The 25,769-nt window shown below is 65.3% G+C and carries 27 protein-coding genes, 1 tRNA gene and 1 other RNA gene; 3 read left to right on the forward strand and 26 right to left on the reverse strand.

What is annotated here, in order from left to right:
* Positions 1-43: 43 nt before the first annotated feature.
* From rsmI to QMC81_05860, 19 genes are all read right to left on the reverse strand, one after another.
* Entirely contained in the window at positions 44-880 is an 837-nt protein-coding gene (gene rsmI, locus QMC81_05770) for a 16S rRNA (cytidine(1402)-2'-O)-methyltransferase (protein MDI6906981.1), read from the reverse strand.
* Positions 881-890: 10 nt separating this feature from the next.
* Positions 891-1,712: a stage 0 sporulation family protein gene (locus QMC81_05775; GenBank protein MDI6906982.1), complete on the reverse strand. Its 822-nt coding sequence runs from the start codon at positions 1,710-1,712 to the stop codon at positions 891-893.
* Between the two features lie 51 nt (positions 1,713-1,763).
* Positions 1,764-2,741 carry a DNA polymerase III subunit delta' gene (gene holB / locus QMC81_05780; GenBank protein MDI6906983.1) on the reverse strand — a complete coding sequence of 326 codons (978 nt, stop codon included), beginning with the start codon at positions 2,739-2,741 and terminating at the stop codon, positions 1,764-1,766.
* Positions 2,741-3,370: a dTMP kinase gene (tmk, locus tag QMC81_05785; protein MDI6906984.1), complete on the reverse strand. Its 630-nt coding sequence runs from the start codon at positions 3,368-3,370 to the stop codon at positions 2,741-2,743. The genes holB and tmk overlap by 1 nt, the downstream gene beginning before the upstream one ends.
* Complete coding sequence (locus QMC81_05790) at positions 3,363-4,787, reverse strand: hypothetical protein (protein MDI6906985.1); 1,425 nt, start codon at positions 4,785-4,787, stop codon at positions 3,363-3,365. The genes tmk and QMC81_05790 overlap by 8 nt, the downstream gene beginning before the upstream one ends.
* A gap of 121 nt (positions 4,788-4,908) precedes the next feature.
* Entirely contained in the window at positions 4,909-5,223 is a 315-nt protein-coding gene (locus tag QMC81_05795; GenBank protein ID MDI6906986.1) for a 4Fe-4S binding protein, read from the reverse strand.
* Complete coding sequence (locus tag QMC81_05800; GenBank protein MDI6906987.1) at positions 5,210-5,803, reverse strand: 2-oxoacid:acceptor oxidoreductase family protein; 594 nt, start codon at positions 5,801-5,803, stop codon at positions 5,210-5,212. The genes QMC81_05795 and QMC81_05800 overlap by 14 nt, the downstream gene beginning before the upstream one ends.
* On the reverse strand, positions 5,796-6,551 hold the full coding sequence (locus tag QMC81_05805) for a thiamine pyrophosphate-dependent enzyme (protein MDI6906988.1): 756 nt from the start codon (positions 6,549-6,551) through the stop codon (positions 5,796-5,798). The genes QMC81_05800 and QMC81_05805 overlap by 8 nt, the downstream gene beginning before the upstream one ends.
* A 24-nt stretch (positions 6,552-6,575) precedes the next feature.
* Positions 6,576-7,679: a transketolase C-terminal domain-containing protein gene (locus QMC81_05810; GenBank protein MDI6906989.1), complete on the reverse strand. Its 1,104-nt coding sequence runs from the start codon at positions 7,677-7,679 to the stop codon at positions 6,576-6,578.
* A 23-nt stretch (positions 7,680-7,702) separates the two neighbouring features.
* Positions 7,703-8,407 carry a hypothetical protein gene (locus QMC81_05815; protein MDI6906990.1) on the reverse strand — a complete coding sequence of 235 codons (705 nt, stop codon included), beginning with the start codon at positions 8,405-8,407 and terminating at the stop codon, positions 7,703-7,705.
* 121 nt (positions 8,408-8,528) lie between these two features.
* Positions 8,529-8,792, reverse strand: coding sequence for a pro-sigmaK processing inhibitor BofA family protein (locus tag QMC81_05820; protein ID MDI6906991.1), 264 nt, complete (start codon positions 8,790-8,792; stop codon positions 8,529-8,531).
* 178 nt (positions 8,793-8,970) lie between these two features.
* Positions 8,971-9,567: a recombination mediator RecR gene (gene recR, locus QMC81_05825; protein ID MDI6906992.1), complete on the reverse strand. Its 597-nt coding sequence runs from the start codon at positions 9,565-9,567 to the stop codon at positions 8,971-8,973.
* A 12-nt stretch (positions 9,568-9,579) separates the two neighbouring features.
* A complete protein-coding gene (locus QMC81_05830; GenBank protein MDI6906993.1) occupies positions 9,580-9,906 on the reverse strand; it encodes a YbaB/EbfC family nucleoid-associated protein in 327 nt (108 codons plus the stop codon).
* On the reverse strand, positions 9,907-11,301 hold the full coding sequence (gene dnaX, locus QMC81_05835) for a DNA polymerase III subunit gamma/tau (protein ID MDI6906994.1): 1,395 nt from the start codon (positions 11,299-11,301) through the stop codon (positions 9,907-9,909).
* A gap of 286 nt (positions 11,302-11,587) precedes the next feature.
* Entirely contained in the window at positions 11,588-14,617 is a 3,030-nt protein-coding gene (locus QMC81_05840) for a CoB--CoM heterodisulfide reductase iron-sulfur subunit A family protein (GenBank protein ID MDI6906995.1), read from the reverse strand.
* 18 nt (positions 14,618-14,635) lie between these two features.
* Positions 14,636-15,487, reverse strand: coding sequence for a CoB--CoM heterodisulfide reductase iron-sulfur subunit B family protein (locus QMC81_05845; protein MDI6906996.1), 852 nt, complete (start codon positions 15,485-15,487; stop codon positions 14,636-14,638).
* A complete protein-coding gene (locus tag QMC81_05850; GenBank protein MDI6906997.1) occupies positions 15,432-16,061 on the reverse strand; it encodes a 4Fe-4S dicluster domain-containing protein in 630 nt (209 codons plus the stop codon). The genes QMC81_05845 and QMC81_05850 overlap by 56 nt, the downstream gene beginning before the upstream one ends.
* Positions 16,062-16,565: 504 nt before the next feature.
* Entirely contained in the window at positions 16,566-16,895 is a 330-nt protein-coding gene (locus QMC81_05855) for a hypothetical protein (GenBank protein MDI6906998.1), read from the reverse strand.
* A gap of 406 nt (positions 16,896-17,301) precedes the next feature.
* Complete coding sequence (locus tag QMC81_05860; protein MDI6906999.1) at positions 17,302-17,472, reverse strand: hypothetical protein; 171 nt, start codon at positions 17,470-17,472, stop codon at positions 17,302-17,304.
* A 1,047-nt stretch (positions 17,473-18,519) separates the two neighbouring features.
* Here QMC81_05860 and QMC81_05865 point away from each other — a divergent pair.
* Genes QMC81_05865 through QMC81_05875 form a run of 3 tightly spaced genes read left to right on the forward strand, consistent with a single transcriptional unit; the run spans position 18,520 to position 20,456 of the window.
* Positions 18,520-18,873 (forward strand): helix-turn-helix transcriptional regulator, encoded by a 354-nt coding sequence (locus tag QMC81_05865; GenBank protein ID MDI6907000.1) that lies wholly within the window; start codon positions 18,520-18,522, stop codon positions 18,871-18,873.
* The gene (locus QMC81_05870) at positions 18,861-19,322 is read left to right on the forward strand and encodes a hypothetical protein (protein ID MDI6907001.1); all 462 of its coding nucleotides are present in this window, start codon (positions 18,861-18,863) and stop codon (positions 19,320-19,322) included. Before QMC81_05865 ends, QMC81_05870 begins: the two co-directional genes overlap by 13 nt.
* A gap of 3 nt (positions 19,323-19,325) precedes the next feature.
* Positions 19,326-20,456 (forward strand): permease prefix domain 1-containing protein, encoded by a 1,131-nt coding sequence (locus QMC81_05875; protein MDI6907002.1) that lies wholly within the window; start codon positions 19,326-19,328, stop codon positions 20,454-20,456.
* On the opposite strand, the gene QMC81_05880 is transcribed toward QMC81_05875, so the two are convergent.
* The 7 genes from QMC81_05880 to QMC81_05910 form a co-directional block, all read right to left on the reverse strand.
* Positions 20,453-20,596 carry a hypothetical protein gene (locus QMC81_05880; protein ID MDI6907003.1) on the reverse strand — a complete coding sequence of 48 codons (144 nt, stop codon included), beginning with the start codon at positions 20,594-20,596 and terminating at the stop codon, positions 20,453-20,455. The genes QMC81_05875 and QMC81_05880 overlap by 4 nt on opposite strands.
* Positions 20,597-20,787: 191 nt before the next feature.
* Positions 20,788-21,054, reverse strand: an RNA gene (ffs, locus tag QMC81_05885) — signal recognition particle sRNA large type.
* Between the two features lie 85 nt (positions 21,055-21,139).
* Positions 21,140-21,229, reverse strand: a tRNA-Ser gene (locus QMC81_05890).
* 139 nt (positions 21,230-21,368) lie between these two features.
* Complete coding sequence (locus QMC81_05895; GenBank protein ID MDI6907004.1) at positions 21,369-22,937, reverse strand: multicopper oxidase; 1,569 nt, start codon at positions 22,935-22,937, stop codon at positions 21,369-21,371.
* 181 nt (positions 22,938-23,118) lie between these two features.
* Positions 23,119-23,583 carry a 4Fe-4S dicluster domain-containing protein gene (locus QMC81_05900; protein MDI6907005.1) on the reverse strand — a complete coding sequence of 155 codons (465 nt, stop codon included), beginning with the start codon at positions 23,581-23,583 and terminating at the stop codon, positions 23,119-23,121.
* A gap of 224 nt (positions 23,584-23,807) precedes the next feature.
* Positions 23,808-25,022, reverse strand: coding sequence for an ABC transporter permease (locus QMC81_05905; GenBank protein ID MDI6907006.1), 1,215 nt, complete (start codon positions 25,020-25,022; stop codon positions 23,808-23,810).
* On the reverse strand, positions 25,019-25,768 hold the full coding sequence (locus QMC81_05910) for an ABC transporter ATP-binding protein (GenBank protein MDI6907007.1): 750 nt from the start codon (positions 25,766-25,768) through the stop codon (positions 25,019-25,021). The genes QMC81_05905 and QMC81_05910 overlap by 4 nt, the downstream gene beginning before the upstream one ends.
* Position 25,769 lies beyond the last annotated feature (1 nt).

Consider the following 25,769-nt stretch of genomic DNA (forward strand, 5'->3'; position numbering starts at 1 on the left):
ATGATTTTCCAGTTTGACCCCCTTGACTGTTGCACCGTGAGTCTTACTTAAAACTGTTCTTCATGGTCAGGTTGTATACATTCCGCCGCGGCACCCCGTAGCGGCGGGCCACCTCTTTCACGGCCTCGCGCCGGTCGGCCCCGGACGCCACGAGTTCCTCGACCGCCGCCCGCAGGTCCTGCTGCCCGCAGGCTTCCGCCGCGCCCCCGGACGCCGCCCCTTCGATGACCAGGGTGAATTCCCCGCGCGGTTCCCGCTCCCGGAAGTGGGCCAGGGCCTCAGACAGGGTGCCCCGGAAGACCTCCTCGAACTTCTTCGTCAACTCCCGCGCCACCGCCACCCGCCGGTCCCCCATCACGGCCAGCAGTTCCTCCAGGGTGCGCACGACCCGGCGCGGCGATTCGAAGACGACCAGCGTCCGCGTCTCGCGCGCCAGCTCGGCCAGGACCTTCGCCCGGCCCTTACGCGGCAGGAAGCCCTCGAAGGCGAAGCGCGCCGTCGGCAGCCCGGACACGACCAGGGCCGTCAGGGCCGCCGAGGCCCCCGGGATGGCCACGACCGGCACTCCCTCCGCCACGGCGCGGGCCACGAGCGCCGCCCCGGGGTCGGATACCCCCGGCGTCCCCGCGTCGGAGACAAGGGCGATCGACCGCCCATCCCGCAGCCGGGCCAGGAGTTCCTTTCCCCGCGATTCCCGGTTGTGGGCATGGTAGCTGACCAAGGGGGTGGGGATATCATAGTGGGCCAGCAGCTTCCGGGTCCGGCGGGTGTCCTCGGCGGCGATCAGGTCGACCTCGCGGAGGACGCGCAGGGCGCGCAGGGTGATGTCTTCCAGGTTCCCGATCGGCGTCGCGCAAAGGTAGAGAGTCCCCGGATCCATCGCCGCTCCCTCAGTGCTTTTCCCGCTCCCCGCCCAGGACTTTGACCTCGGCGGCCGGGAACTCCCGCACCTGCTTGGACTGCTTCAGCTCAACGCTGACGGTGTGCTTGAAGATGTTGACGCCCGTGACCCTGCCCTCGCCCTCAGGGGTCTTGACCCGCGCCCCCGCTTCCGGGCATTCTTCGCGGGCATCCTCATAAACCTCGTTTTCATATTTCAGGCAGCACATGAGCCGGCCACAGATGCCGGAGATCTTCGTCGGGTTGAGGGATAGGTTCTGGTCCTTGGCCATCCGGATGGAGACCGGGGTGAACTCCCGCAGCCAGGTCGCACAGCATAGCTCACGCCCGCAGCAGCCCAGCCCGCCCATCATCTTCGCCTCGTCACGTACCCCGATCTGCCGCAGTTCGATGCGGGTGCGGAAGACCGAGGCCAGGTCCCGGACCAGTTCCCGGAAATCGATCCGCCCCTCGGCGGAAAAGTAGAACACGATCTTGTTGCCATCGAAGGTGTAGTCCACGCCGATGAGCTTCATCGGCAGGCCGTGCGCCACGATCTTTTCCTGGCAGATCTTGAAGGCCTTTTCTTCCTTCCGGCTCAGTTCTTCCAGCCGCTGCCGGTCCTCCGCGTCGGCTTTGCGGACGACGGGCTTGAGCGGCTGGTCGCCGCCGTCAGTCCGGGGCTTGGAGCCCTGTACGACCTCCCCGTACTCCATGCCGCGCACCGTCTCAACAATCACCCCGTCGCCCGGCTTCAGCTCCAGCGTCCCGGGATCGAAGAAGTATATCTTGCCCGCCTTCTTGAAGCGGACCCCCACAACTAGCCCGGTCATGAAAACCTCCTTGAAATCGGTAATTGGAAATTGGAAATTGCTCTCTACCGGCTACAGGTTTTTAATTTCAAGGTACAATACCTCGGCCAGGAGGCGCGGGTTGGCGTTCGCCGCGAGTCGCGCCCGGGCCTCTTCGACGGCCGCTACGCGGGCGGCGAGGGCACGGCTGCCAAGCCGGGCGCTCTGCTCCCGGATTTCTTCCAGGCGATCGGCGTTGACGATCCCGTCGGCCGTCCCCGTCTCCCGCCACCAGAGAAGGTCCCGGTACCAGAGCGAAAACCACTCGAGCCGCCGCGCCAGTTCGTCCCGGGTGCGCGTCTCCCCGGCGACGGCCAGCAATTCCGCTATTCCCATTCTGTCAATTTCTCCGGCCAGCCAAACGGCCTGCGCCAGCCCTTCGGCATCGTCCTCGCCCCGCGCCAGGGCCAGGGCCCGTCCGAGGCTGCCCTCGCAGCGCGCCGCCCAGACCGCCGTCCTCTCCCCGCTGAAGCCGTGGCGGGCCAGCCCTTCGAGCACCTCGTCCTTCGCCAGCGGACGGCAGGGCAGCCCCAGGCAGCGCGAGCGGACGGTGGGCAGGAGGCTGTCCGGCTGGTCGGTGACCAGCAGGAAGACGGCCGGGCCGCTGGGTTCCTCCAGGGTCTTCAACAGGGCGTTGGCCGCCTCGGCGGTCAGGCGCTCGGCGCCCTCCAGAGTGACGACGTGCCGCTTCCCGTAGGGCCGGTAGCGCATGGCGTGCTGCAGTTCCCTTACCGCGCCGATGCCGATGCTCTTCGTTTCGGCGGATACCCGGTGCCAATCGGGGTGGGTGCCGGCCAGGGCCAGGCGGCAGTCCCGGCAGCCGCCGCAGGCCTCGTCCCCGCCGGCCGGCGCCGCGCAGAGCAGGGTGCGGGCGAAGGCCCGGGCGAGCATGCGCTTGCCCACCCCGGGCGGGCCGTAAAAGAGGTAGGCCTGGGCGACCCGCCCGTTGCGCAAGGCGGCCTGCAGGGCGCGCCGTACGATTTGCTGGCCGATGACCTCGGAGAATGACATTAGTCCAACAGCGCCTCGATCCGCTCCAGGATGCGTTCCGCCAGAACGGGGACCGGCAGGTCCGCCTCGAGGACCAGGTAGGTATCCGGCGCAGCCGCCGCCAGGGCCAGGTACCCGGCCCGCACCCGCTCGTGGAAATCGGCCGCCTCCCGCTCCAGCCGGTCGCGCCGGCCGTCCGCCAGGCGCAGCCGGGCCTCGTCCACCGGCAGGTCGAGGACCACGGTCAGCGCCGGGTAGAGCCCGCCCGTCGCCAGGTCGTTGATCCGCCGCAGCAGTTCCAGGTCCAGCCCCCGCCCGTAGCCCTGGTAGGCCAGCGTCGAGTCGGCGAAACGGTCGCAGAGGACTACTGTCCCGCGCCGCAGGGCCGGGGCGATGACCTCCCGCACGCACTGGGCGCGGGCCGCAGCGTAAAGAAGGGCCTCGGTCTCGCCCGTCATCTCGGCGTTTTTGACGTCCAGCAGAAGGCGGCGGACCGCCTCGCCGAGCCGCGTGCCCCCGGGCTCGCGCGTCACCAGGACCTCCCGTCCCCGGCCGCGCAGCGCCTCGGCCGCCAGTGAGACCTGGGTGCTCTTACCCGCGCCGTCGACGCCCTCGAAGACAATAAACCGGCTGTTGATACGATCACCCATCCACGACCCGCAGGGCCGCAAGCTGTACGTCCTCGGCCGCCAGCGGCGCCCCCAGGGCCTTCTGTTCGTAAATATATTCTACCATTTCCGGGGTCACCTGTTCACCGGGGAGAATGAGCGGGTACCCCGGAGGGCTGATGCTCACCGTCTCGGCCGCCACCAGGCCCGCCGTTTCTTCAAGCGCCACCGTACGCTGGGGGGCCAGCCACGCCTCCCGGGGGGTCATACGCTTCGGCCCCGCCGCGGGCGGCACCGTGACGGGAACATCCCCGCTTTTGCACCGGCGCTGGGCGGCAATGGCCTCCACCTCCTCGCACAGGCGCCGGACATCCTCTTTGCGCGTGCCGAGGCCCACCACCGCCAGGACGCCCTGGACGTCGCCCATCTCCACCTCGACCCCGGTGCGATGCAGGAGGCGCACCGTCCTGTACCCGGTGATCCCGTACCCGCGAAGGGAGAAATAGACCTTGGTGGGGTCCTGCTCACCGCTCCGCGCCCTGAAAACCTCCACGCCTTCGGCGGACCCGAGCCGTTCGCGCAAGACGCCGGCCAGAGCCACCGCCCGGTCGACGAGGTCCCGCCCCCGGCGCGCCATCTGCCGCCGGGCGAGGTCCAGCGAGGCCATCAGGAGGTACGAAGGGCTGGAGGTCTGGAGCAGGGCCAGCGTCCGGGCGACGCGCCCGGCGTCCAGGCGGGGACCGGCCATGTGGAGCAGGGAGGCCTGGGTGAGGGCGCCGCCGAGCTTGTGCATGCTCTGTACGGCGGCATCGGCGCCGAGGGCCAGGGCGGCGGGAGGCATGTCGGGGTGGAAGGGCAGGTGCGGCCCGTGCGCCTCGTCCACCAGCAGGGGCAGCCCCCGGGAGTGAATGACGGCCGCCGCTTCGGCCGTGAGACCGGCCAGCCCGTGGTAGGTAGGGTGAACCGCCAGGCAGGCGGCGATGCCGGGGTCACCGTCCAGAGCGCGGGCCAGCGTAGCGGGGTCCGGCGCCCCGGGCAGGCCGAAGGCCGGCTCCGGCGACGGCGGCAGGAAGACCGGGTCGGCCCCCGACAGGACGAGGCCCGCCGCCACCGAGCGGTGAATGTGCCGGGGAAGGAGCAGCTTCTGTCCCGGGCGCAACGCGGCCAGGAGCAGCGCCTGAATCCCCGCCGTACTCCCGTTGACAAGGAAAAAAGTCCGGTCGGCGCCGTAAAGCGCGGCGGCAAGCGCCTGGGCCCGGGCGATGGGCCCGGACGGGCGCGAAAGGTCGTCCAGCCCGGGGAGTTCGGTCAGGTCCAGGCCCAGGAGGTCACCTGCCGGGGCACGGAGGGCGGACGGTGCCGCCCGCCCTCCGGAATGCGCCGGGAAGTGCAGGCCGGCCACCGCGCGGCGGCGGTGGCGCCGCAGGGCCTCGAAGAGCGGTGCCCGTCTCTGGTCCATTGCACCACCCCAAAACGGTAAAAAGGGAGACTGGTTATCGTCTCCCATGATGCTGCCTCTCAACTTTCAACCGCCAACCGCCCAACCGGCGAAGGATCGGGAACCTGTGGCTTCGCCCGCGTTAGTGCAGCGGCCGCTCCTCGTGCGGCTCCTCCTTCAGGGGTTTGGTCCCCAAATCCTTGCGCGCCGGCGGCCCCTGCCCGTTACGCCCGATAAGGATGGCACAGTCCGGGCAGACCGCGGCGCAGATGCCGCAGGCGATGCAGTTTTCGTCGGGCTCCACCGAAGGGGTGCCGTAGATGCCGAGCACCTTGGACCAGCCCAGACTGTTCTTCGGACACTTCTGGATACAGAGTCCGCATCCCTTGCACAAGCCGGGGAAAACGGTGAAGACTCCTTTGTTGAATTTGAACATGACTGGTTCAAACCCGTGCACCCGCTTGACCTCCTCGCATGACCTGCCCTACCAGTTCCATGCCCCGTTCCATAGCGCGGTAGTTCAATTCTCTCAGCTTGGGATCCTTGGCAAACTTGTAGCCCAGCCGTTTTTCAATGGCTTTCTTGGCGCTGTCAACGGCCACCACGCCCGAAGCCTGGATCACGGCCCCCATAATCAAAACGTTGAAAACCCGGGGGTGCAGTTCTTTCTTGGCCACCTCCACGCCCGGGATGGCGAGGACCTGCCGCGCCTCTTTCGGCAAATCTTCGGGCGAGGGTTCAGCCATTGTATCATAAACGTAGAGCGTCTCCGGCCCGGCGTAATGCGTGGTCCGGGGAACGGCCCGCTCGCTCAGGGCGACCACGATATCCCCTTTTTCGAACTTCGGGGCCCCGATGGGGCCGTCGCTGATCTGCAGGAAGGCCACCGAGACGCCGCCCCGCTGTTCGACGCCGAAGTTCGGGATGTAGAGCGCCTCCCGCCCCTCTTCGTAGGCCGCCTCGGCCAGAATCTCGGCCACCGCCTGGACCCCCTGGCCCCCCTCGCCGGCAATGACGATCTTTACTGTCTTAGCCATTGCCATCCCCTTCGGCGGCGGGTACCTTGATCTCCCCGACCGTGAAGTAGCTCGGCATCTTCTCCTCGAGGAAGGACCACGTCTCCTCGGCGTTGGTGCGCCAGTTCGTGGGGCAGGTGGAAAGGACCTCGACAAAGGAGAAGCCCCGGCCCTCGATCTGGTTTTGCAGGGCGCGGATCATTATCTTGGTCAACTGCTTCAGCTTGCTGACCGTTCCCCGCGCCACGTAGGCGCCCTCCGGGGTGATCGCCGCCACCATCTCGGGGCCCAGGAGCGGGGGGCCGGTGAGTTCCGGGTCACGGCCGTACGGGGTGGTCTCGGTCTTCTGCCCCGGCATGGTCGTGGGGGCCATCTGGCCGCCGGTCATGGCATACAGAGTATTGTTGATCAGGATCACGGTAATCTCCTCGTTGCGCGCCGCCGCGTTCACCAGGTGCTGCGCCCCGATGGCGTACCCGCCGCCGTCGCCCATATAGGCGACGCAGACCAGGTCGGGTTTGGCCCGCTTGATGCCCGTCATCACGGGAGTGGTCCGCCCGTGATGGGTCTGCACGGTGTCGACGTTGAAGAAGTCCCAGGCCAGGAGGCTGCAGCCGATGTCACAGCCGAAAATGGCCCGGTCCTGGATGCCCAGGTGGTCGATAGCCTGCCCCAGCGCGCGCAGGGCTATGCCGTGGCCGCAGCCGGGACAGAATTTGTGGGGCTTGGTGTCCCGCCGCCAGCTCCTGGGCATCGACGGTGCCGCAATGGCCAACTTTGAAACCCCCTTCTCCTAACTTACTAGCTCCCGCGCGTGGGCGGCGACTTCCTCCGGGGTGATCCCCACGCCCGGCTTGTAGTGGGACACCATTTCCACGGTCAGCCCGTAGAGGCCGTCGCGCAGGAGGCGCCCGAGCTGGCCGTAGGCCGACTCCACCACCAGGATGCGCCGCGTCCGCCCGGCGACGGCCCGCAGGGCGTCCACGGGGAGAGGACGCAGGGTGATGGGCCGGAAGTAGCCCACCTTCAGGCCCTCGTTCCGCAGCTGCTCCACGGCCTGCTTGCAGGCCCGGGCGACCACGCCGTGGGCCGCGACAACCACTTCGGCGTCTTCCGTGCCGAGATCGTCGTGCTCGACGATCTCCGGCGCCACTTTTTCGTACTCCTCGATGTAGTCCAGGAGCACTTCCTGGAGTTCTTCCTCCAGGTTGTAAGTATTCCGGTACTGGGCCGGCGGGCGGTCGACGCCCGGCGTCCCCGGCAGGCCGAGGAAGGCCTCGGGCGCCAGGAGTTCAATGCCCCGCTCCACCGGGTCGTAGATCGTAAGGGGTTCCCGCATCTTGCCCTGGTACCCGTCGGCGAGGATGAAGGTCGGGAAGCGGTAGCGCCAGGCGGTATTGAAGGCCTTGATCGTGTAGTCGTAAAGCTCCTGGTGCGTGGCCGTGGAATAGACAACCCGCAGCCCCTCGCCGTTCCCGCCGAAAGTCGTCAGGTTGACCTCCTGCTGGGAGTAGATGACCGTCCCGGTCGAGGGCCCGCCCCGCTGCATCACGGCGACCACCACCGGCAGGCGCATGGCCTCGGCCATTGACATGGGCTCCTGCATGAGCACGTTCCCCGGACCGGCGGTGGCGGTGAAGGCCTTCCGCCCGGCCATGACCCCGCCGAGGGTTGTGAACCCGGCTGAAAGCTCGTCCTCCGTCTGTAAGAACCCCTTGCCGTATTTCGGGGCCAGCCTGGTCCAGTAGTGCATGATCTCGTTCTGCGGGGTGATCGGGTAGCCGTACATAATGTCCGCCCGGGCGGCCAGGGCGGCCCAGGCGATGACTTCGTTACCGGTCATAAAGACCCTGCGTTCCCCTGTGATCGGGCTCCCCACTTCCTGTCCCTGGGGCACTAGAATACCTCCCCTGCAATGGCTTACCAGAAACCGCGGGGCATAAAGCGCTCCAGCGCGCGCACCGGGTGGCCCTCGGCGTCCCGTGGCCCAATCAGCGCCGCCACGGGGGCCACCGCCGTTGTGGCCACGACGGGAAGGCCCAGCCGGCGTCCCGCCTCGGCGACCACCCGCGCCCCCTCCTGCACCACCTCGGCCGTCGTCTCTTCGGCCAGGTGGGTGTTATTGATCAGCCCGTCCACGGGACCGATTTGCCGGACGTGCTGTGCGATGTCGTCGGCCGTCGCCGTCATCGGGCGGCTGACGTTGATGACGGCCCAGACCCTGAATGCCGGTTCGTCCTTGACCCCCTCGACGAGGTGGAGCGTCCGGGCGCCCCCGACGCCGTAGCCGACGTCGAAAATGATGTCCCCGGGGCGCCTCAAGGCCCACCGGGCGCCGGGTTTCAGGATGGTGCCCGCCTCGCCCAGGCCGGCCGTGTCCCGGGTTTCCCAGGCCACCACGTCTACGCCCCGTGCCGCCAATTCCTTCTGCAGGGGGCGCAGCGTGTAACACGGCTCGACAATGTCCAGGTCCACCAGGGTAACGGTGCGGCCCGCGCCCGCCAGATCGAGCGCCCGGTTAAGGGCGACCTCGCTCTTCCCGCTGGCGTACTCGCCGACATAGGCCTCCGCAACCCGCCCGTCCCCGGACCGTACCCCTATTGTTAGACAATTTTCGTCTATCATAAGCCTATCATCGAAACCCGTCAACAATTTTCCCGGCCCTTCCAGTGTATACATGGCCTAATGGCGCAAACACCGACAGGCCGCAACCTGAAGACGTTCAAAAACGGTTTTTCAACGGCCTCTAGAGCAGTAAAACCTTCGCCAGGATCAACAGGACCACTCCCGGAATTTGCAGAAGACCCGCGGTGAAGATGGTTACGGCATTGACGGCGATGTGCAGCCCGAACAGCGTTCCCGCGAGGTTCGTCAAAACCAGGAGAACCGTGCCCACGATCGCGTATCCCAATAGACGGCCCAGATACTTGACCGGGGTGACAAAGAAGCTGCCGACCAGGTAGAGGCCCGCCAGCCCCAGCAGGCCGAGCAGGATGGTCTTCCATTCCACGGCGCCCACCTCCAGGATTTAGCTTTGTCCCATAATATGAATGACGGGACAGGCTTAGAATCCCGGCACTGGACAACCTTCCCGGGAGGATGCCCGGGCAGCCCCCACCAAATTACGCGCCCGCAGGGCACTGATTTCGGCCGCAAGGCCGCTGGTTTCGCGCCTGCATGGTGCGCGTTTATACATCCCGCCGGCCCTCGATGGCCCGCGCCAGCGTACGGCCGTCGGCGTATTCCAGGTCGGCTCCCACCGGCAGGCCGTAGGCCAGCCGGGTCACCCTGACCCCCAGCGGGCGCAGCACTTTCGCCAGGTACAGGGCGGTGGCCTCCCCCTCCAGGTTGGCGTTGGTGGCCACGATGACTTCGTCGACGCCGCCTTCCCTGACCCGCGCCAGGAGGCGGTCGATGGTCAGGTTCTGCGGCCCGACGCCGTCCATCGGGGAAAGGCTGCCGTGAAGGACGTGGTACAGGCCCCGGTAGCCGTGGGCCTTCTCCAGGGCGACCAGGTCACGCGGCTGCTCGACGACGCAGATCAGGCGCCGGTCCCGCCCCGGGTCGCGGCAAAGGGCGCAGGGGTCCTCGTCGGTGATGTTGGCGCAAACCGAGCAGCGGCCGAGCTTCTCCCGCGCCTCAAGGATGGCCTGCGCCAGGTTGGCCGCCGCCTCCGGCGGGGCGGCCACCAGGTGGAAGGCCAGGCGCTGGGCCGTCTTCGGGCCGATGCCGGGCAGCCGGGACAGTTCCTCGATCAGCCGCGCCACCGGCCGGGCGTAGTGCATCGGCGGCCGCTCCTAGAAGAGGCCGGGCACCGACAACCCGCCGGTCAGCTTACCCATCTCCTGCGCCGCCATCTCGCGCGACTGGCGCAGGGCTTCGTTCACCGCCGCCAGGACGAGGTCCTGTAGCATCTCGACGTCCTGCGGATCCACGGCCTCCGGCTGGATGGTCACCGCCACGATTTCCTGCTTCCCGTTCGCCGTAACCTTTACCGCCCCGCCGCCGGCGGCGGCCTCCACGGTGCGCTCCCCGAGTTCCTCCTGCAATCGCGCCATGTCGGCCTGGAGCTTCTGCACCTGCTTCATCATCTTGTTGATCCCCAATGGCGATACCTCCTCCATCTAAGCTTCCCCGGCGGCACCGTCCCCAACACACCGGACCTGCCAGGGACCGGGGGCGATCTCCGCCATAACCTGTTCCAGGAAAGCCCGGTTCTCCGGGCGGTCTACCATGTCGTGGACAAAAGAGTCGTTGAACCGCAGAACCAGGCGCCCGGGCTCGATGTGGACCGCCGCCGCCCGGGCCAAAAAGCCCCCGATCGAGGGTCTCTTTTGGCGGACGGCCGCCAGGAGCGCCGCCCAGACCTCCTCCTTCCGCCGCACGCCGCCCCCCGGCGAGGGTACGTGCCCCGGCTGTTCTTTCCCGGGTTCCCGCGCGCGCTCGGGGCCTGCCGCCTGTCCTCCCTCCTCGTCCCGGCCGCGGACCAGGCGGACCGTCGCCAGTTCCAGGGGCAGGATCTGCCGGCCGGCCTGGCGCATCTCCTGCTCGGCGCGGGCGAACAGGGTCAGGGCGTCCAGGAGCCCTCCCTCGCCCAGGCGCGGGTAAGGGCATTGGCCGCTGTCAAGGGTTTGAAGCAGCAGTTCCCGCAGGTGGTCGGTCAACTCACGGGCGAAGATCCGCAGGTCCTTGCCGGCGGCCTCGACCCCGTGCAGGCGGTGCAGGGCCGCCCCGGCATTGCCGGCATCCAGGTCGGCCATAAAGCCGGCCAGGACCTCCTGCGTGACGGTGCCCAGGATGGCGTGAACGTCTTCCAGGCGCACGGCGCCGTCGCCCAGGGCGGCCACCTGGTCCAGGACGCCGAGGGCGTCCCGCAGGCTGCCGTCGGCGACGCGGATGATCAAGGACCAAACCCCCTCTTCCACGGTGAGCCCGGCGCCGGCGGCGATGTGCTCCAGGCGGGCCCGCATCTCCCGCGGGCCGATGCGCCGGAAGTCGAAGCGCTGGCAGCGGGAGCTGATGGTCAGGGGGATCTTGTGCGGTTCGGTAGTGGCCAGGATGAACACGACGTGCGCGGGCGGCTCCTCCAGGGTCTTCAGCAGGGCGTTGAAGGCCTCGTTGGTGAGCATGTGGACCTCGTCGATGATGTAGACCTTGTAGGGCATGGCCGCGGGCCGGAACTTGACCTTCTCCCGCAGGTCGCGCACCTCGTCCACGCCGCGGTTGGAGGCGGCGTCGATCTCCAGGAAGTCGACGGCCGTCCCCTCGTTGATGGCGCGGCAGGACGGGCACTCGTTGCAGGGCTCGGCGCCGTCATCCCGCCGGGGGCAGTTGAGGGCCTTGGCCAGGACCTTGGCCGCGCTGGTCTTGCCGGTGCCCCGCGGGCCGCAAAAAAGATAGGCGTGGGCGTGCTTGCCCAGCCGCACGGCGTTGGCCAGGGTACGGGTGACGTGTTCCTGCCCGACGATCTCGCCGAAGGTCCGCGGGCGCCAGGCACGGTAAAGGGCCTGATAACTCATCCTTCCTCGTCACCTTCCCCTACAAGGTTAACATGGCCTTCCATGTCCGGTCAAGGAAGGCCGGAGCGGTCGCCGGTCGTCAGGTGTCGGAGGGTAAGAACCTGGGGAGATGGTCAGGGGTGTTCCCCTCCACTTCCCAGTCCAGCACTCAACTTTGTACTTCGGTTGAATTGCAAACCTAAGTACAGACGGCTTTCCGACCATCCCTGAACCTTTCCCTCTGCCCCCACTTCCCACATCCCACTTCTCGCTTCTCACTATCACCTCCCGCCTCTCACCTCTCACATCACACCTCACACCCCAGCACCGCGTCGATCATCGCGAAGATCTGCCCGTCCTCGAACCCCTGCTGCTGGCAGGCCCCGCTCGGGCAGGCGGCGACGCAGGAACCGCAGCCGCGGCAGAGGACCTCGTGCACCACGCTGATCCCGCGCTCCCGGTCGACTTCCCGCGCCCCGTAGGGACAGACCGGGACGCAGATCCCGCAGCCGGTGCAACGCTCGGGGTCCACCGTGACGATGTTGCGCTCGCTCTCGAGCTCACCGCGGGCCAGCAGGGTCACGGCGCGCATGGCCGCCGCCTGGGCCTGGCTGATGCTCTCGGAGAGGGTCTTCGGGGCGTGGGCCATGCCGCAGAGGTATAGCCCCTCGGTGGGGAAATCCACCGGCCGGAGCTTGGCGTGGGCCTCGGCAAAGAAGCCCTCCGGTGTCAGCGGGACGCGGAACAGCCGCGCCAGCTCCTGCGCGTCCGGGCGAGGGACGACGCCCGTGCCGAGCACAACGAGGTCGGCGTCCAGGGCCAACTCCGCCTCCAGGACGGGGTCGTAGGCGCGGACAACCAGTTTCCCGTCCCCGCCCTCCGCCACGGACGGCATCCGGTCCGAGTCGTAGCGGATGAAGAGGACGCCCTTCTCCCGCGCCCGGCGGTAGTACCGCTCCTGGAAGCCGTAGGTGCGCATGTCCCGGTAGAGGACGACCACCCCGATGCGCGGGGACAGCTCCTTCAGGTGAAGGGCGTTCTTGACCGCCTGGCCGCAGCAGACCCGGCTGCAGTATGGCCGCTCCCCGTCCCGGGAGCCCACGCACTGGATCATGACCACGCGCCCGACGCCCCGCACCCGCCCGGCGTTCAGGCGACCCTCCAGCTCGGTCTGGGTGATGACGCCCGGGTGGGCGCCGTAGAGGTACTCCCCCCGCGGGCGGTACTCGGCCGCCCCGGTGGCCAGGATGGCCACGCCGTGGGTTATCTCCCGGACCATGTCCCCCTGGCGGACCAGGGTGCGGAACCGGCCCGTGTAGCCGCCGACCGCATCCACCGTGCTCCCGGTGAGGACCTCGATCCCCGGGTGCCGCTCAACGCGAGCCGTCAGGTCGAAGAGCAGGGCCTGGGGATCGCCCCCGGCCAGGGTCCGGGCCAGCCGCAGGAGGTTGCCCCCGAGGAGCTGGTCACGCTCCACCAGCGTCACCGGGAAGCCCTGGTCGGCCAGGGCCAGGGCGGCGGTCATCCCCGCCGCGCCCCCGCCGACGACCAGGGCCCGGGGCTCGACCGGGGTCAAGCGGGTGGTCACAGGTTTCAAGAGCCGCGCCTTGCCGACCGCCATGCGGACCAGATCCCAGCCCTTCTCGGTCGCCCGCTCCGGCTCCTGCCGGTGCACCCAGGCCACGTGCTCCCGCAGGTTCACATGCTCGTAGAGGCTCGGGTTCAGGCCGGCCTCACGCAGCCCGGACTGGAAAAGGGGGGCGTGGGTGCGGGGGGTACAGGAGGCCACCACCACGCGGTTGAGGTCCTGTTCCCGGACGCGCTCGGCGATGCGGCCGATGCTGTCCTGCGAGCAGGCGAAGAGGAACTCCTCCGTCCAGACCACGCCGGGCAGCCCGGCGGCGCGCCGGACCAACTCGGGAACATCCACGACGCTCCCGATGTTCAGCCCGCAGTGGCAGACAAAGACCCCGATCCGCGGCTCCTCCCGGCTTACGTCCCGCTCGGGCGGGTAGACCTTCCGCGCCGTCAGAGAGCCCCGGGCGGGGGCCAGCAGGCGCGAGACGTTGGCGGCGGCCGCGGAGGCCTCGACCACCGTCTCCGGGATATCCTTCGGCCCGGTGAGCACCCCGCCGGCGAAGACCCCCGGGCGGGAGGTCAGGCCGGGATATAGCTCCCAGGTCTCGGCGAACCCGTACTCGTTCAGGGCGAACCCCGCCGCCCGCGCCAGGTCGCGCACGCCGGCCGCGGGGCGCAGCCCGAGGGCCAGGACCACCAGGTCGAACTCCTCCTCCACGTACCCGCCCCCGGGGGCGTGGTAGCGCAGGAGTAGGTTACGGCTGTGCGGCGCTTCTTTGACGGTGGAGATCAGGCTCCTGACATACCGCACCCCCTGCTCCAGCGCCCGCCGGTAGTAGCCCTCGAAGCCCTTGCCGAAGGCGCGGACGTCGGCGCAGAAGACCGCGGTCTCAACCTCCGGCAGGTGCTCGGCGGCCACCACCGCCTGCTTCGCCGTGTACATGCAGCACACCGCCGAGCAGTACTCCTGGCCCCCGGCGACATCCCGGGAGCCCACGCACTGGATGAAGGCGATCCGGCGCGGCTCCCTGCCGTCCGAGGGCCGCACCAGGTGCCCGCCGGTCGGCCCCGAGGCCGAGAGCATCCGCTCGAACTGCAGGGAGGTGACCACGTTGGGATACTGGCCGTAACCGAACTCCGGCCGCTGCCGCGGGTCGAAGAGGTCGTAGCCCGGGCTGACGATCAGGGCGCCCACCGACAGCTCGACCTCGGTGTCCCACATAAACGGGTCGATCGCCCCGGCGGTGCAGGCCTCCGTGCACTCCACGCACTCCGGGCAGTGGAGCATGTCGATGGCGAAGGCGTTGGGGACGGCCTGGGCGTAAGGGCGGAAAATGGCCTTGCGCCGGCTCAAGCCCTCGTCGAACTCGTCGACGACCTCGATCGGACAGGCCGCTTCACAGTCCCCGCACCCCTTGCACTTCTCAATATCCACGTAGCGCGCCCGCCGCCGCAGGCGTACCTTGAAGTTTCCGACCTCGCCGCGGACACTTCGCAGCTCGGTGCCGGTCAACACCGTAACGTTCGGGTGCCGGTCGCAGTCCACCAGGCGGGGAGCCAGCGTGCACATCGAACAGTCGTTGGTGGGGAAGGTCTTGTCAAGCTGGGCCATCCGGCCCCCGATGGCGGGCTGACGCTCCACCAGGTAGACCTTCAGACCGGCGTCACCGAGGTCCAGGGCGGCCTGGATGCCGCCCACCCCGGCGCCGATGACCATGGCCGCGCCGACCACCGGCGCCTCTCCGTTACCACGCGCCATGGTTTCAGCCTCCTCGTTTCAGTCGATCAGGGACAGGCTTCGCAGCAGACCGAAGGGGTCGACGAGGTGACGTCCGAGCCAGGAGCGCGCCCCGTCAAGGCCGAAGGCCAGACCCATCAACTCGGTGAAATAAAAACAGGGCGCCCCTTGGGAGGTGGGGCGCTGCATCTCCAGGTTCGTCTGGCACAGGGGGCAGGCGGTCACCAGGGCGTCCGCCCCCGCTTCCCCGGCCCTCGCCAGGAGCCTGGCCACCAGCCCCCGGGAAACGTCCGGGTTCGTGATGGCCTGGCTGGCCCCGCAGCAGTCGGTCTTAAAGGACCAGGGGATGACTTCGGCCCCCAGGCGGCGCATGAGGTCGTCGAGCCAGACGGGGTCCTCCGGGCGCTCGACGCCGGTGACCTCGCGCGGGCGCACCAGGAGGCAGCCGTAGTAACAGGCCACCTTCAACCCGGTCAGCGGGCGTTTGACCCGCTCCTCGACGGCCGAAAGTCCCACCCGCTTGACCATCGCCTCCAGCAGGGAGAGGACGGTCACCCGTCCCCCGAAGGGTGCGCCGACCGCCTCCTCCAATTCCCTGGCCGCGGAACCGCCGCGGCGCAGGGTGTGCTCGGCCGTGCGCAGGCGGCTGTAACAGGCCGCGCAGGGCGTCACCAGGTCCAGGCCCGCGTTTTCCGCGAGGACCAGGTTGCGCGCCGGGAGGGCGAGGGCCAGCAGCCGGTTCAGGTTGTGGGCCGAAGTGGCCCCGCAGCAGTTCCAGTCCGCCAGGTCGGCAAGCTCGACGTCCAGGGCGGCGCAGACGGTACGCGCCGAGGCGTCATATTCCTTTGCCGTGGCTTCCAGCGAGCACCCCGGGTAGTAGGACAGCTTCATGACGGGTCACCCCTTCCCCTGACGCCAGGGCCCGGCTGAAGATGCGCTCGATCTCCTCCTGCCGCCGGATACGGCTGCCTAGCAGCGGGAACTTGCCCTTGCGGAAGAGGCGCAGGCCCAGGCCGAAATCGGCCATCAGCCGGTGCGTCTTCAGCTTGTAGCGGGCCAGGACCGCGGCCTCATGCACCCGCCCCATCCGGCGGACCCCGTCCATGAACATCTGGTGGAACAAAGGGCCCTGCTCCGGGACGGCCAGCTTCTCGGCGACGGCCATCTCCTTCAGGCCGTCCATCACGGCGGCGATGTTGATGCCGTTCGGGCAGCGGGCGCCGCAGGCCTGGCAGGACGAGCAGACCCAGATCGCGCGGCTTCGCAGCACCTGCTCCCGCAGGCCGAACTGGACCATCCGCAGGATCTGGTTCGGGCGGTAGTCGGTGTACTCCGCGACCAGGCAGCCGGAGGCGCACTTGGCACACTGGTAGCAGCGCTCGATCGGCTGGCCCGTACGGCGTCTGACCTCGTCGGCGAACCGGCCGGCGGTGTCGACGGCAAGCGGACCGGACACCTCGGACATCGTCCCCACTCTCCTTTAAGGCAGTCTTTTAGTAAGCCGTTACCTTCCTACCTATGGGCGGGGGTCCTGGGTCTGGCGGTGTGTCCGCAATGTGTGGGTTGGCAAATGTAGCTGAGAAATATTGAGGAAACAGTGGGAAAAGTCATAATATTGGCACAATAGACGGGGCAGAAAAGCCGGTATCCGCGGATACCGGTACCCAGGACCTCCGGATGCAGCCTTTTGTTACTTCATCAATAGCACCGCGCGGACCGGCGGGCAACACCGCCCCGGCGAGCGGTCGAAAACCCCTCGCCAGCAGTTCCATAACCTGTGAAACTTATCCCAATACGGGACAAGGGCATAGAGCCCGAGAAAAGGCCCCGCCTAAGCGGGGCGCGGTGTACCGGCAAGCGGCGCCGCAGACACGCAACACGCCTGGAAGAGGGCTTAGACAATTCTCTTGGCGGTCCGGGCCTTTGACTGGTATCTCCCGGCGCCGGGAAGGGCAGCGGTCGCAAAGCGTCAGGGCATAGTGAAAACAACCTCCGAATTGGAACCCAGGGCTTCGAGTTTCTTAACACCCTTCCAAGACCCATCATAAATGACTAAATAGCAGCCGTCGGTGACCTCTGCTTCTCTGGTCTCGCCATTAACGTAGGTGATCTTAACTGTCTTGATGTCTGGATCGTAGACTTGCCCATATGTTACGACGTATGGTTTCTCCAGGCCTGAGCTGGCTTCTGCGCCCCCGCTTGACAGGGAGATGACCCCATCTATCGGCTCGGCAACGCCTCCGCCGCCGCCCCTGAGCACAACCCTGCCGTTCTTCAGTTGGAACAACTTATAGTTCAAGAAGCGAGTGCCGCCTACGTCGTAACAGTAAAGGGCCACATATCCCTCCCTAAAAGGTGCGGTTGTTAAGACCCGCAAATTAAGACGGTCACCCGCCGGCAAATCCTCCTTAATCAAGGCCTCACGAACCAAGTCTCTGTCTACAGGGGACGATGGACTTTCAGAGCAGCAACCTGTGATCAGCGCCGCTGCGAAGATGAAGAGTAAAGCTACGGCCGTGAACCGGCATTGCCGTCCATGGCCGATCATCATAAGGTTTGTGAAGATTGCCGGTAAGGCGTGCAGGCCTCGGAGCCCCATACGATTCAAGGAGAACCCCCTTTCAAAGAGACAGCCTCTCTAACGGCTGTGCTTCACTCCTGACAGCTAAACGCAACCCGGCTTCCATGTCCATACTTATCGCCTGTCACGGGCAGTCCTCATCCTCCGCCGCCATTTCTGCCATTTGACCTTTTTGACGATCCCTGTTCAGTTGTTTCTCGATCCTGTAAACAATCTCAAGTATGCGCCACACCATATAGGACATAAGAATCAGAGTTATCAAGCTAAGTCCCATCCAGAAATCGATTAAGCTCACGGATAATCCTCCTGTACACGTTCTTATGAACTATTCCAAGTAAAGAATCATAGTGATCAATTAGCCGATAACCGTCTGCTGATAACAAAATACACAGAAGTGAGGACACCAACCCCGTAAGCCACGTTATTGCGACGGTCATTACGAAGGCTGCCAACCAAAGTACGTAGTGCTCAAAGCGGAAATAAGCGTAGCCCGCGGCAACTACCGCAAATAGAAACGCTGCCCAGCGGGTGATAGTCTCGCCTATCAATAATCCTTGTCGAACGGTAAGTGATTTACCGTGTCGTCTGATTCCAATGGCCCTGATCGCCGGGTATAGTACGATCGGGAATGCGAGTAAGTCTACGAACCAAGGAAAAACACTCAGTGTACGCTGTGAAGGGCTAATGATGTTTCCTATCACAAACAGGATCATCAGTAAAACAGCTAGAAGAGACCCGTATTTTGCCTCGTCGGTTATCATCAGTCATCCATCCGCATCAAAGAGTAATCTCTTTCTACTGGCCAACAGCCGAGGTTCACCCGGGCATCCCCCTATCTGTTGGTTACAGGATACCATTGAGCGGTATTTGCCATAATGCGATGACCTTCGACAGGGCTTTTTTCGACGCATCCCAGGGTAACTAGTACAAATACCACAAGTGCCAGGGCTTTTAAACTTCTTTGCAACGTTCTCAGCTCCCCAAAATAAGGGACTTGGACTACTTCAGGCCTACCTGAAGCAGTCCAAGGTTCCCCTTTAGTGGTTACGCTAATAGGTGATGTGAAGCAGCCACATTCTCACACCTCCTTTCCGGCTTCACTATACATGACGCAGGAAGGGGGGGCGTTGGATCAATAAATGTTGCGACACTTTCCGACAAAGAATGACCGGCGAGAACTTGTTTCCGGTCCGCCGATTCCCACCCAAGATGAGGGACTCATTGCTTTCACGACCCCGGCGCCGGCCTTTGCGGCACGGAATTTATCCTTGACATTTTCTATATACAGCTTTACTTTATAGCTAGCTAAGCTAGGTACCATTGCAAGGGGGAAAAGACAGTAATGAGCAAGCAATCCGGCCCGAGAGTGAAGGCGGGCTACGTGGATACCATCGTCCTGGGCCTCCTGGCCCGCGAACCGATGTACGGCTATCAGATCTGCCGGGAAATCGAGTGCCTGACGGAGGGCCGCATGGAATTCAAGGACGGCACGCTGTATCCTTCCCTGCGTCGCATGGAGAAGGCGGGTTTGATCGAGGGTTACTGGGAGGAGCCCGAGGTCTGCGGCCGTCCCCGCCGCAGGTACTACCGCCTGACCAAGGCGGGGCGGGAGGCATTCCGGGAACGGACGGCCGAGTGGCGCGAGTTCCGCCGTTTGTTGGACCGTCTCCTGGGAGAACAGCCGTGCTTCGTTTAGGTTGGATACAGACTTGTGTCTTCCTGCTGGTCGTCGGCATCCTGGTCCCGGCCCTCTCCGGCTGCACGCAGGAGCGGGGCTGGAAAGCTCTGACCGGCCGGGGGCAGTACTGGGACGCCGTGGTGCTGGTGGAGATGGGGCAGGGAATGATTTATAAGCAAACGACCCTGTACCGCACGGGAACCGGCAGGGCGGGCGGACCGGTCATCGTTGAGACCAACGTACCCCTGCTGGGGCAAAGCCGGTTCTGGTCCAGTGATGAGCACGGTAAGCGGGTCGCCACCGGATGCGGCGGCGGGTCCTGGCATCTTCCATGGTGGGACACCGACCGTACTCTGCGTTCGGGTGAAGTAACGATAACCTGGTTGGAGCAAGGCGTTTCCCACACCGAGACGATCAAGGTCACCGACGGACGGGGCGGCAACAACCCGGCGAAGGGCGGTGACTAGGGCGTGCTGATCCAACAGTACCTCGACCGGCTTTTTCTTGAACTGCGCCTGCCCGAGGAGGAGGCGCGGGTGCTGCGGGAGGAGATGGAGGCCCACCTGCGCCGGCGGGCGCAGGACTACGTGCTCAAAGGGCATTCCGAAGAGGATGCCGCCCGGCTGGCTGTCGCCGGTTTCGGGCGCCCGGCCGCCGTGGGGAGCCGGATCATGCGCGCCACCCCGGCCGACCGCTGGGCTCTCCTGCGCCACCGGCTCGGGGATGCTATCACGGTCCTGGCCCTGCCGGCCGCCGTCGGCCTGGCTTATTATCTGCCGACCCTGACGTGGGATCCGCGCGACTTTCCGGGACCATTCACTCACGGACTGACGATGATGCTGGCCTCCGGGCTGGCCCTGGCCGGCACCCTGGCCCTGTATCTGCCCGGGTGGCACCGCCGGCGCCGCAGGGGGCTCGTCCCGGCCTTCAACCCGCCGGCGCTGGTCTATTTGCTGGCGGCCGTCTTGATGGCTCCCCGAGGGTTGGCTTTCTATGTGCCGGCAGTGGCCGACATGTACTCCTGGCTGCCGGCGGACCTGCACATCATCTCCCTGCACGTAGCCCATTCCCCCGTCCCCGGCATCCTGCTCGGCGTGGCCATAGGAGAAGCGGTTAGGTTTAAACAGCACCCGGGGACCGCCTCCCAACGGGAGGGAGAAACCGTCCGTCAGTGGCACCAATGCCTCTGGTACCTTGCCGGCGTCTTATTGTTCTGGCTTTTCGTTTTCGCTTTCTACCGTTACGGTCCCGTGCTCAAAGCCTGCGCGGGCAGTTTTAGCCGGGAGTTGCTCCTCGAACCGGTGGGGTCCATTCTGATGCTCTGCGCCGCGGTGTCCCTCGGAATCCCGCGCCTGGCGGGCGCCTTTCGCCACCGGCGGGCGACCGTCTTCGACCGGACGAAGTTCTTGTTTTTCCTCATCCCCGGACTGCTCATCCTCTTCAGTTATGCCCTTTACTTCTGGGTTCCCATCTACGCCGTGAAGCAGGCTTTCGGCGTGCTTTTCGCCTACTTCGCCCTGCACCGGTGGACCGTTCTCGGAGCGCCGATGATCGGCCTCGGCCTGTGGATGTCGGTCCGTACTACGGGCGACGCCTACTAGGCAAGCACCTCCCGCGCGACCTGCAGGGCGTAGTCGATATCCTCCCGCTTGACGTCCTTGTGGGTCACGAAGCGCACCAGCCGCGGGCCGAAGGCCACGGCCCGCACCTCCAGTTCCTTGACGGCGCGAAAGTGTTTCACACTGTAGGCAAGGTCAGCTGTCCCTTCGCCGAAATCCGCATCTCCGTTGCCACAACAGCCACCTGCCATCTTTGCTAAGTCCATTCTATCCTACCTACCTGGCATAATCGAATGGCAACCAAAAGGGGGTGTCTAAGGGCAAAATAAAACGGGACAGGACCTTTGAACAGTCCTGTCCCCTTCAAACTCGGCCGTGCACCCGCCTCTGGAAGACGGCTTCCGGGCGTTACCGGCTGCAGGTGGCTCGGGCCAGGTGACCTCGCGGCACCCGGAGTGGTTCCCTTAGTGCTGCTTCCGTCAGGACCTGACACGGTTCGGGAAGCTCCGTCGCGCGAGACCCAACCGTCAACACCCCTTACAGCGGTCAGACCCCACAAGCCGCAGCCGCGGGCGGGAATTCGACCCCGCTGTAGCGGATTGCGGGTTACAGGGTGCCGCTACCCCCCCGTCTAGCACGGCCAAACTTAAGACAAATCAACGTGAGAAGCTTCGGGTGGCGTTGACCCTGTCCCACATCCAACCTCTCACGTCGCCCTTCTCATATGGCGGAGAGAGTGGGATTCGAACCCACGAGGCGGTTACCCGCCCACACGCTCTCCAGGCGTGCGCCTTCATCCGCTCGGCCATCTCTCCGTGTGCCCGGTCAGACTATTTAATTATAGCGTGATTACCGCCCGAGTTCAAGCGGTCTCGGTCCGCGGGAGGTGTTCAACCCCCGGGAGTGCAGAAAGGGGTTCCGCGGCCTGCGCGGAACCCCCGGGATTCCCGATGTCTACCTTACCACTTCGTACGGCCGCATCATCTCGTGGTCCTCGTGCTCCAGGATGTGGCAGTGCCACACGTATTTACCGGTAAAGTCGCCGAAGCGGGCGATGATCCGGGTCGCCTCGCCCGGATGGACCAGCACCGTGTCCTTCCAACCTTTTTCGCCGGCGTCCGGCCGTGCTACTGAACCGGCATGGCGGATCTCGCCCGTCGCCCGGTAAGCGTTAACGTCAAACGGCTGCCGGTCAAGGACCTGGAACCGGACCAGATGCAGGTGGATCGGGTGGGTATCCGGCGTCGTATTGATCAGGCGCCAGATCTCGACGGTCCCTAACTGCGGCCGCTCAGTGATCGGGTCGGACCACCTCTTGTTGTCAAGCATCAGCATCAAGCGGCCGAAGCGGTCCGTATCCTCGACAAGGGCGAGGTTCCTGATGTTTAGCGCCGCCTCTTCCGGCAGGGGGATCACCGGCACAAGCCGCGAGGGCAGCGAACTCGTGTCCGGGCCGGCCAGCGGGATGGTCACTCTGAACTGCATGATCTGGTCTGTGGTGCCCTCCTTAACCGGATCACCGTTGGGGAACGGGGTCGGCGCGTCGTTCAACAGGGTAATGGTCTCGTTGCCGAAGTCTGAGAAGTCGACGATGACGTCCAGACGCTCCCCGGGGCCGAAGAGGAGTTCTTCACGCGGCACCGGCTCGTCCAGGAACCCCTGGTCCGTCCCGATCTGGTAGAAGGGCTGACCCGAGGAAAGCCTCATCCGGTAGAACCGGGAGTTGGACCCGTTCAAGAAACGGAGGCGGTATTTCCGCGGTTCCACCTCGAGGTACGGCCAGACCTTGCCGTTGACGACAATGGTGTCCCCGAAAAACTCGGGAACGATGGACGGGTCCGGCAGGCGGGCGCCCGGCGGGGCGTCTTCGGGCCGCGCGGGATAGAACAGCGAGCCGTCGCGCTGGAACGACCGGTCCTGGATGACGAGAGGGACCTCGTGGGGCCCGTGGGGCAGGTTCAGCCGGTCTTCGTAGGCGTCGCGGACGATGTAGAAGCCGGCCAATCCCGCGTAAACGTTCAGGCGCGTGATGCCCAGCGCATGGTCGTGATACCACAGGGTGGTCGCCGGCTGGATGTTCGGGTAGACGTAGGTTATATTCTTGAAGTACGGGCCTGTGACCAGAAATCTGTTGGTGAACCAGGCCTCGGGGTGGCCGTCGTACCTGGCCGGAACATTACCCCCGTGCAGGTGCACGACGGTGCGCACGCGGGGGTTGGGCGGCTCCGCCCCGTGGATGGTTCTATCGACCGGGAGCAGGTGCCGGAAGATGGGAAGCCTGTTGATCCACTTGACCTTGATGATCTCGTTCGTCCGGACCTCGAACGTCGGGCCGGGGTACATCCCTTCATAACCCCAGACCGTGGTCGGCGGGGTGTCCCGGTGGAGCTTCTGCCGGACCTGCCTCATCTTTACCGTGTAGTGTTTGATGCCGAATAAGCGGTGTCTGGGCCGCAAGACGGGGGGAATGGGCAAGGGGTCAACATATTTTGGGATAGACGTAGGGTCAAGCCGTTCCTTCACCAGTTTACCTCCTTTCTACCTTGTTTGCCATAATATGCTAACCCCATGAATAGCGTAACCTGTCCGCCCCCGGGCCGCGATTAGGATAAGACAGAGGGGTTCTGCGCCAGGTCAGAACCCCCTTCCACGCTTCAGCCCAGGCGGCCTTTAACGGCCGGCGTCCGGCCCCAATGTTGCCGCTCTAAGACTCCTTTTTCGGTTCGGACGGACCCAGGCGGGCCCCTGCATCCCTAAGCATCTGCCGGATCGGCAGGCTGTACGGACACTTGCTCTCGCATTCGCCGCAGTCAATGCAGTCCCCTATTTTGGACTTCAAGGCCCGGTACCGCTCCCTGGCCCAGGCCTTAAGGTCATAGCGCGTGTAATAGCCGTCAAGAAGGAACACCATCGGGATATCGATCCCCTGCGGGCAGGGCTGGCAGTATTCGCAGCGGCGGCAGAATTGGGCCCCCAGCTGCGCTGCTTCCTCTTCCAACACTTCCCGCTCCGAAGGCGACAGCGGCCGCCTCTCGCTTCCGCTACGGGCGTTCTCGTCGATCTGTTGCACATCGTCCATTCCCGGAATCACCGTGCTCACCGGGTGCTCCAGCACAAAACGCAGGGCCGGGCCCGCCCTTCTCAGCGCGCCCCCCGCCAGGGGCTTCATGATGGGTAACCCCGTTCCTCCAAGGAGGCGCCGGCCCGGGAGCCGAACAGCGACCCTCGCCTCGTGGCCACGCAGGCCTTCAAGCACGATGCGGCGTACTTCCTGCAGGTCCCTGTCTATAAGTTGCTCACCGGGTGCCGGCGGCCATCCCCCCTTCCCCTCCTCGAGACGGTCCTTTCCCCCTAGCATATGACCGTCCGTATTCCCCCGGTAACGGCTTCTCGCTACTCAAAACGCAGGGCCTCGATGGGGTCGGCGCCGGCAGCCTTGCGGGCCGGCCAATAGCCGAAGAAAACCCCCACCAGGGCGGAAAAACCGATGGCCAGCACGATCGCGCCGGCCGAGATCACCGTGGGCCAGCCGGCCACCTGCGAAACAACCTTACTCCCGACAACCCCTGTAACCATGCCGATCACCCCGCCGGCCAGGCTCAGCACCAGGGCTTCGATGAGAAACTGCGTCAGGATCGCCCCGCCGGTGGCGCCCACGGCCATGCGGATCCCGATCTCCTTGGTGCGTTCGGTGACCGAAACCAGCATAATGTTCATAATCCCGATGCCGCCCACCAGCAAGGACACCCCGGCGACGCTGGCCAGCAGGAGGGTCATGATCCTCGTGGTGTCTTCGACGGTTTCCATCAACGAGGTCATGTTCTGGATCGTGAAGTCGTCTTCCTGCTGATCGCTGAGGCGGTGCCTCTGTCGCAAGAGGGAAGCCACTTCTTCCTCGACCGTGGCCAGGCTCATCTCGTCCTGCGCCTGGACATTGATCATACGGACATACCTTTCACCCGTGAAGCGTATCTGCGCGGTGGTAATGGGAATATAGGCCACGTCGTCCTGGTCGGCGCCCCCCATGCCGCCGCCCTGGGAAGCCAGGACGCCGACCACAGTGAACTCAAGGTTGTTGAGACGGACCGTGGCGCCAACCGGATTCGTTCCCCGGGGGAAAAGGTTTTCTACCACCGTCTGCCCGAGGACGGTTACCAGGGCCGCCCGGTCAACATCTTCTGCGGAGAAAAAAGAACCTGATTCCAAGGACAGGCTCTTGATCTCCTGGTAGGATTCAGTCGTTCCCGTTACATTGGTCGTCCAAGTCTGGCTCCCGGCAGTAAAAACAACCGACTGACTGGTTTCCGGCGCCACGTTCTGCACCAGAGGCAGGTCTTGAATGGCCTCCGCATCATCCATGGTCAGGCTCATGGAGGCACTGCCGGCGCTGCGGACAGGGCCCCATCCGGTCCCCGGCCTGACCATCAGCAGATTCGACCCCATGCTGGCGATGCGATCGGTCACCTGTTTACCGGCCCCCTGGCCGACGCTGATCATGACGATCACCGCCGCCACACCGATGATGATGCCCAGCGCCGTCAACAGCGAACGCATTTTATTGGCCATCAGGCCCCGCCAGGCTACGGCCAGGGCCGCCCGGAAACTCATGCACAGACCTCCTTTTGAGCAACGGCCGCCAATTCTTCCGCCGCCTGCCGCGGCTTTTCCAGCACCCTGTCTTCTATGACTGTCCCGTCCCGCAGGCGGATCAACCGCTGGCAGTAGGCAGCGATATCGGGTTCGTGAGTGACGATGACGATGGTGAGTCCCTGTTCCCTGTGCAAATTCTGCAGCAGGGCCATCATTTCAATGCTGGTCCTGGTATCCAGAGCGCCGGTGGGTTCATCGGCCAGGATTATGGCCGGCTGATTAATCAGGGCGCGGGCAATGGCCACCCTTTGCTGCTGGCCGCCGGATAACTGGTTGGGCAGATGCCGTTCCCGCCCCTGTAACCCCACTTGCTGCAGGGCTGCCCAAGCCCTGGCCTTCATCTCGCTTTTGGCGACACCGGCATAAATCAGTGGCAGACAGACGTTCTCCCAGGCCATGGTATTCCTCAACAGGTTAAAGCTTTGAAACACAAAACCAATGCGGCGGTTGCGGATCTCGGCCAATTCATCCCGCGTCAGCTTACTTACATCCCGGCCGTTCAACAGGTATTCTCCGCTTGTGGGACGGTCAAGACACCCCACGATGTTCATCAGGGTGGACTTGCCCGACCCCGACGACCCCATAATCGCCACCATTTCTCCCGGGGATACGGTCAAGTCGACCCCCCTTAAGGCGTGTACCTGCATATCCCCTGTGACGTAGACTTTGGTTACCTGGTTGAGCTGGATGACGGGGTTACCCATG

Source organism: Thermoanaerobacterales bacterium, from assembly GCA_030019475.1.
Lineage (GTDB): Bacteria > Bacillota > Desulfotomaculia > Desulfotomaculales > JASEER01 > JASEER01.

What these genes read in the sequence shown, in the direction of transcription:
- rsmI (MDI6906981.1), bottom strand. Translation starts at nt 880, where the DNA reads ATGGATCCGGGGACTCTCTACCTTTGCGCGACGCCGATCGGGAACCTG.
- QMC81_05775 (MDI6906982.1), bottom strand. Translation starts at nt 1,712, where the DNA reads ATGACCGGGCTAGTTGTGGGGGTCCGCTTCAAGAAGGCGGGCAAGATA.
- holB (MDI6906983.1), bottom strand. Translation starts at nt 2,741, where the DNA reads ATGTCATTCTCCGAGGTCATCGGCCAGCAAATCGTACGGCGCGCCCTG.
- tmk (MDI6906984.1), bottom strand. Translation starts at nt 3,370, where the DNA reads ATGGGTGATCGTATCAACAGCCGGTTTATTGTCTTCGAGGGCGTCGAC.
- QMC81_05790 (MDI6906985.1), bottom strand. Translation starts at nt 4,787, where the DNA reads ATGGACCAGAGACGGGCACCGCTCTTCGAGGCCCTGCGGCGCCACCGC.
- QMC81_05800 (MDI6906987.1), bottom strand. Translation starts at nt 5,803, where the DNA reads ATGGCTAAGACAGTAAAGATCGTCATTGCCGGCGAGGGGGGCCAGGGG.
- QMC81_05815 (MDI6906990.1), bottom strand. Translation starts at nt 8,407, where the DNA reads ATGATAGACGAAAATTGTCTAACAATAGGGGTACGGTCCGGGGACGGG.
- recR (MDI6906992.1), bottom strand. Translation starts at nt 9,567, where the DNA reads ATGCACTACGCCCGGCCGGTGGCGCGGCTGATCGAGGAACTGTCCCGG.
- QMC81_05830 (MDI6906993.1), bottom strand. Translation starts at nt 9,906, where the DNA reads ATGGAGGAGGTATCGCCATTGGGGATCAACAAGATGATGAAGCAGGTG.
- dnaX (MDI6906994.1), bottom strand. Translation starts at nt 11,301, where the DNA reads ATGAGTTATCAGGCCCTTTACCGTGCCTGGCGCCCGCGGACCTTCGGC.
- QMC81_05840 (MDI6906995.1), bottom strand. Translation starts at nt 14,617, where the DNA reads ATGGCGCGTGGTAACGGAGAGGCGCCGGTGGTCGGCGCGGCCATGGTC.
- QMC81_05845 (MDI6906996.1), bottom strand. Translation starts at nt 15,487, where the DNA reads ATGAAGCTGTCCTACTACCCGGGGTGCTCGCTGGAAGCCACGGCAAAG.
- QMC81_05850 (MDI6906997.1), bottom strand. Translation starts at nt 16,061, where the DNA reads ATGTCCGAGGTGTCCGGTCCGCTTGCCGTCGACACCGCCGGCCGGTTC.
- QMC81_05865 (MDI6907000.1), top strand. Translation starts at nt 18,520, where the DNA reads ATGAGCAAGCAATCCGGCCCGAGAGTGAAGGCGGGCTACGTGGATACC.
- QMC81_05900 (MDI6907005.1), bottom strand. Translation starts at nt 23,583, where the DNA reads ATGAAGCCCCTGGCGGGGGGCGCGCTGAGAAGGGCGGGCCCGGCCCTG.
- QMC81_05905 (MDI6907006.1), bottom strand. Translation starts at nt 25,022, where the DNA reads ATGAGTTTCCGGGCGGCCCTGGCCGTAGCCTGGCGGGGCCTGATGGCC.
- QMC81_05910 (MDI6907007.1), bottom strand. Translation starts at nt 25,768, where the DNA reads ATGGGTAACCCCGTCATCCAGCTCAACCAGGTAACCAAAGTCTACGTC.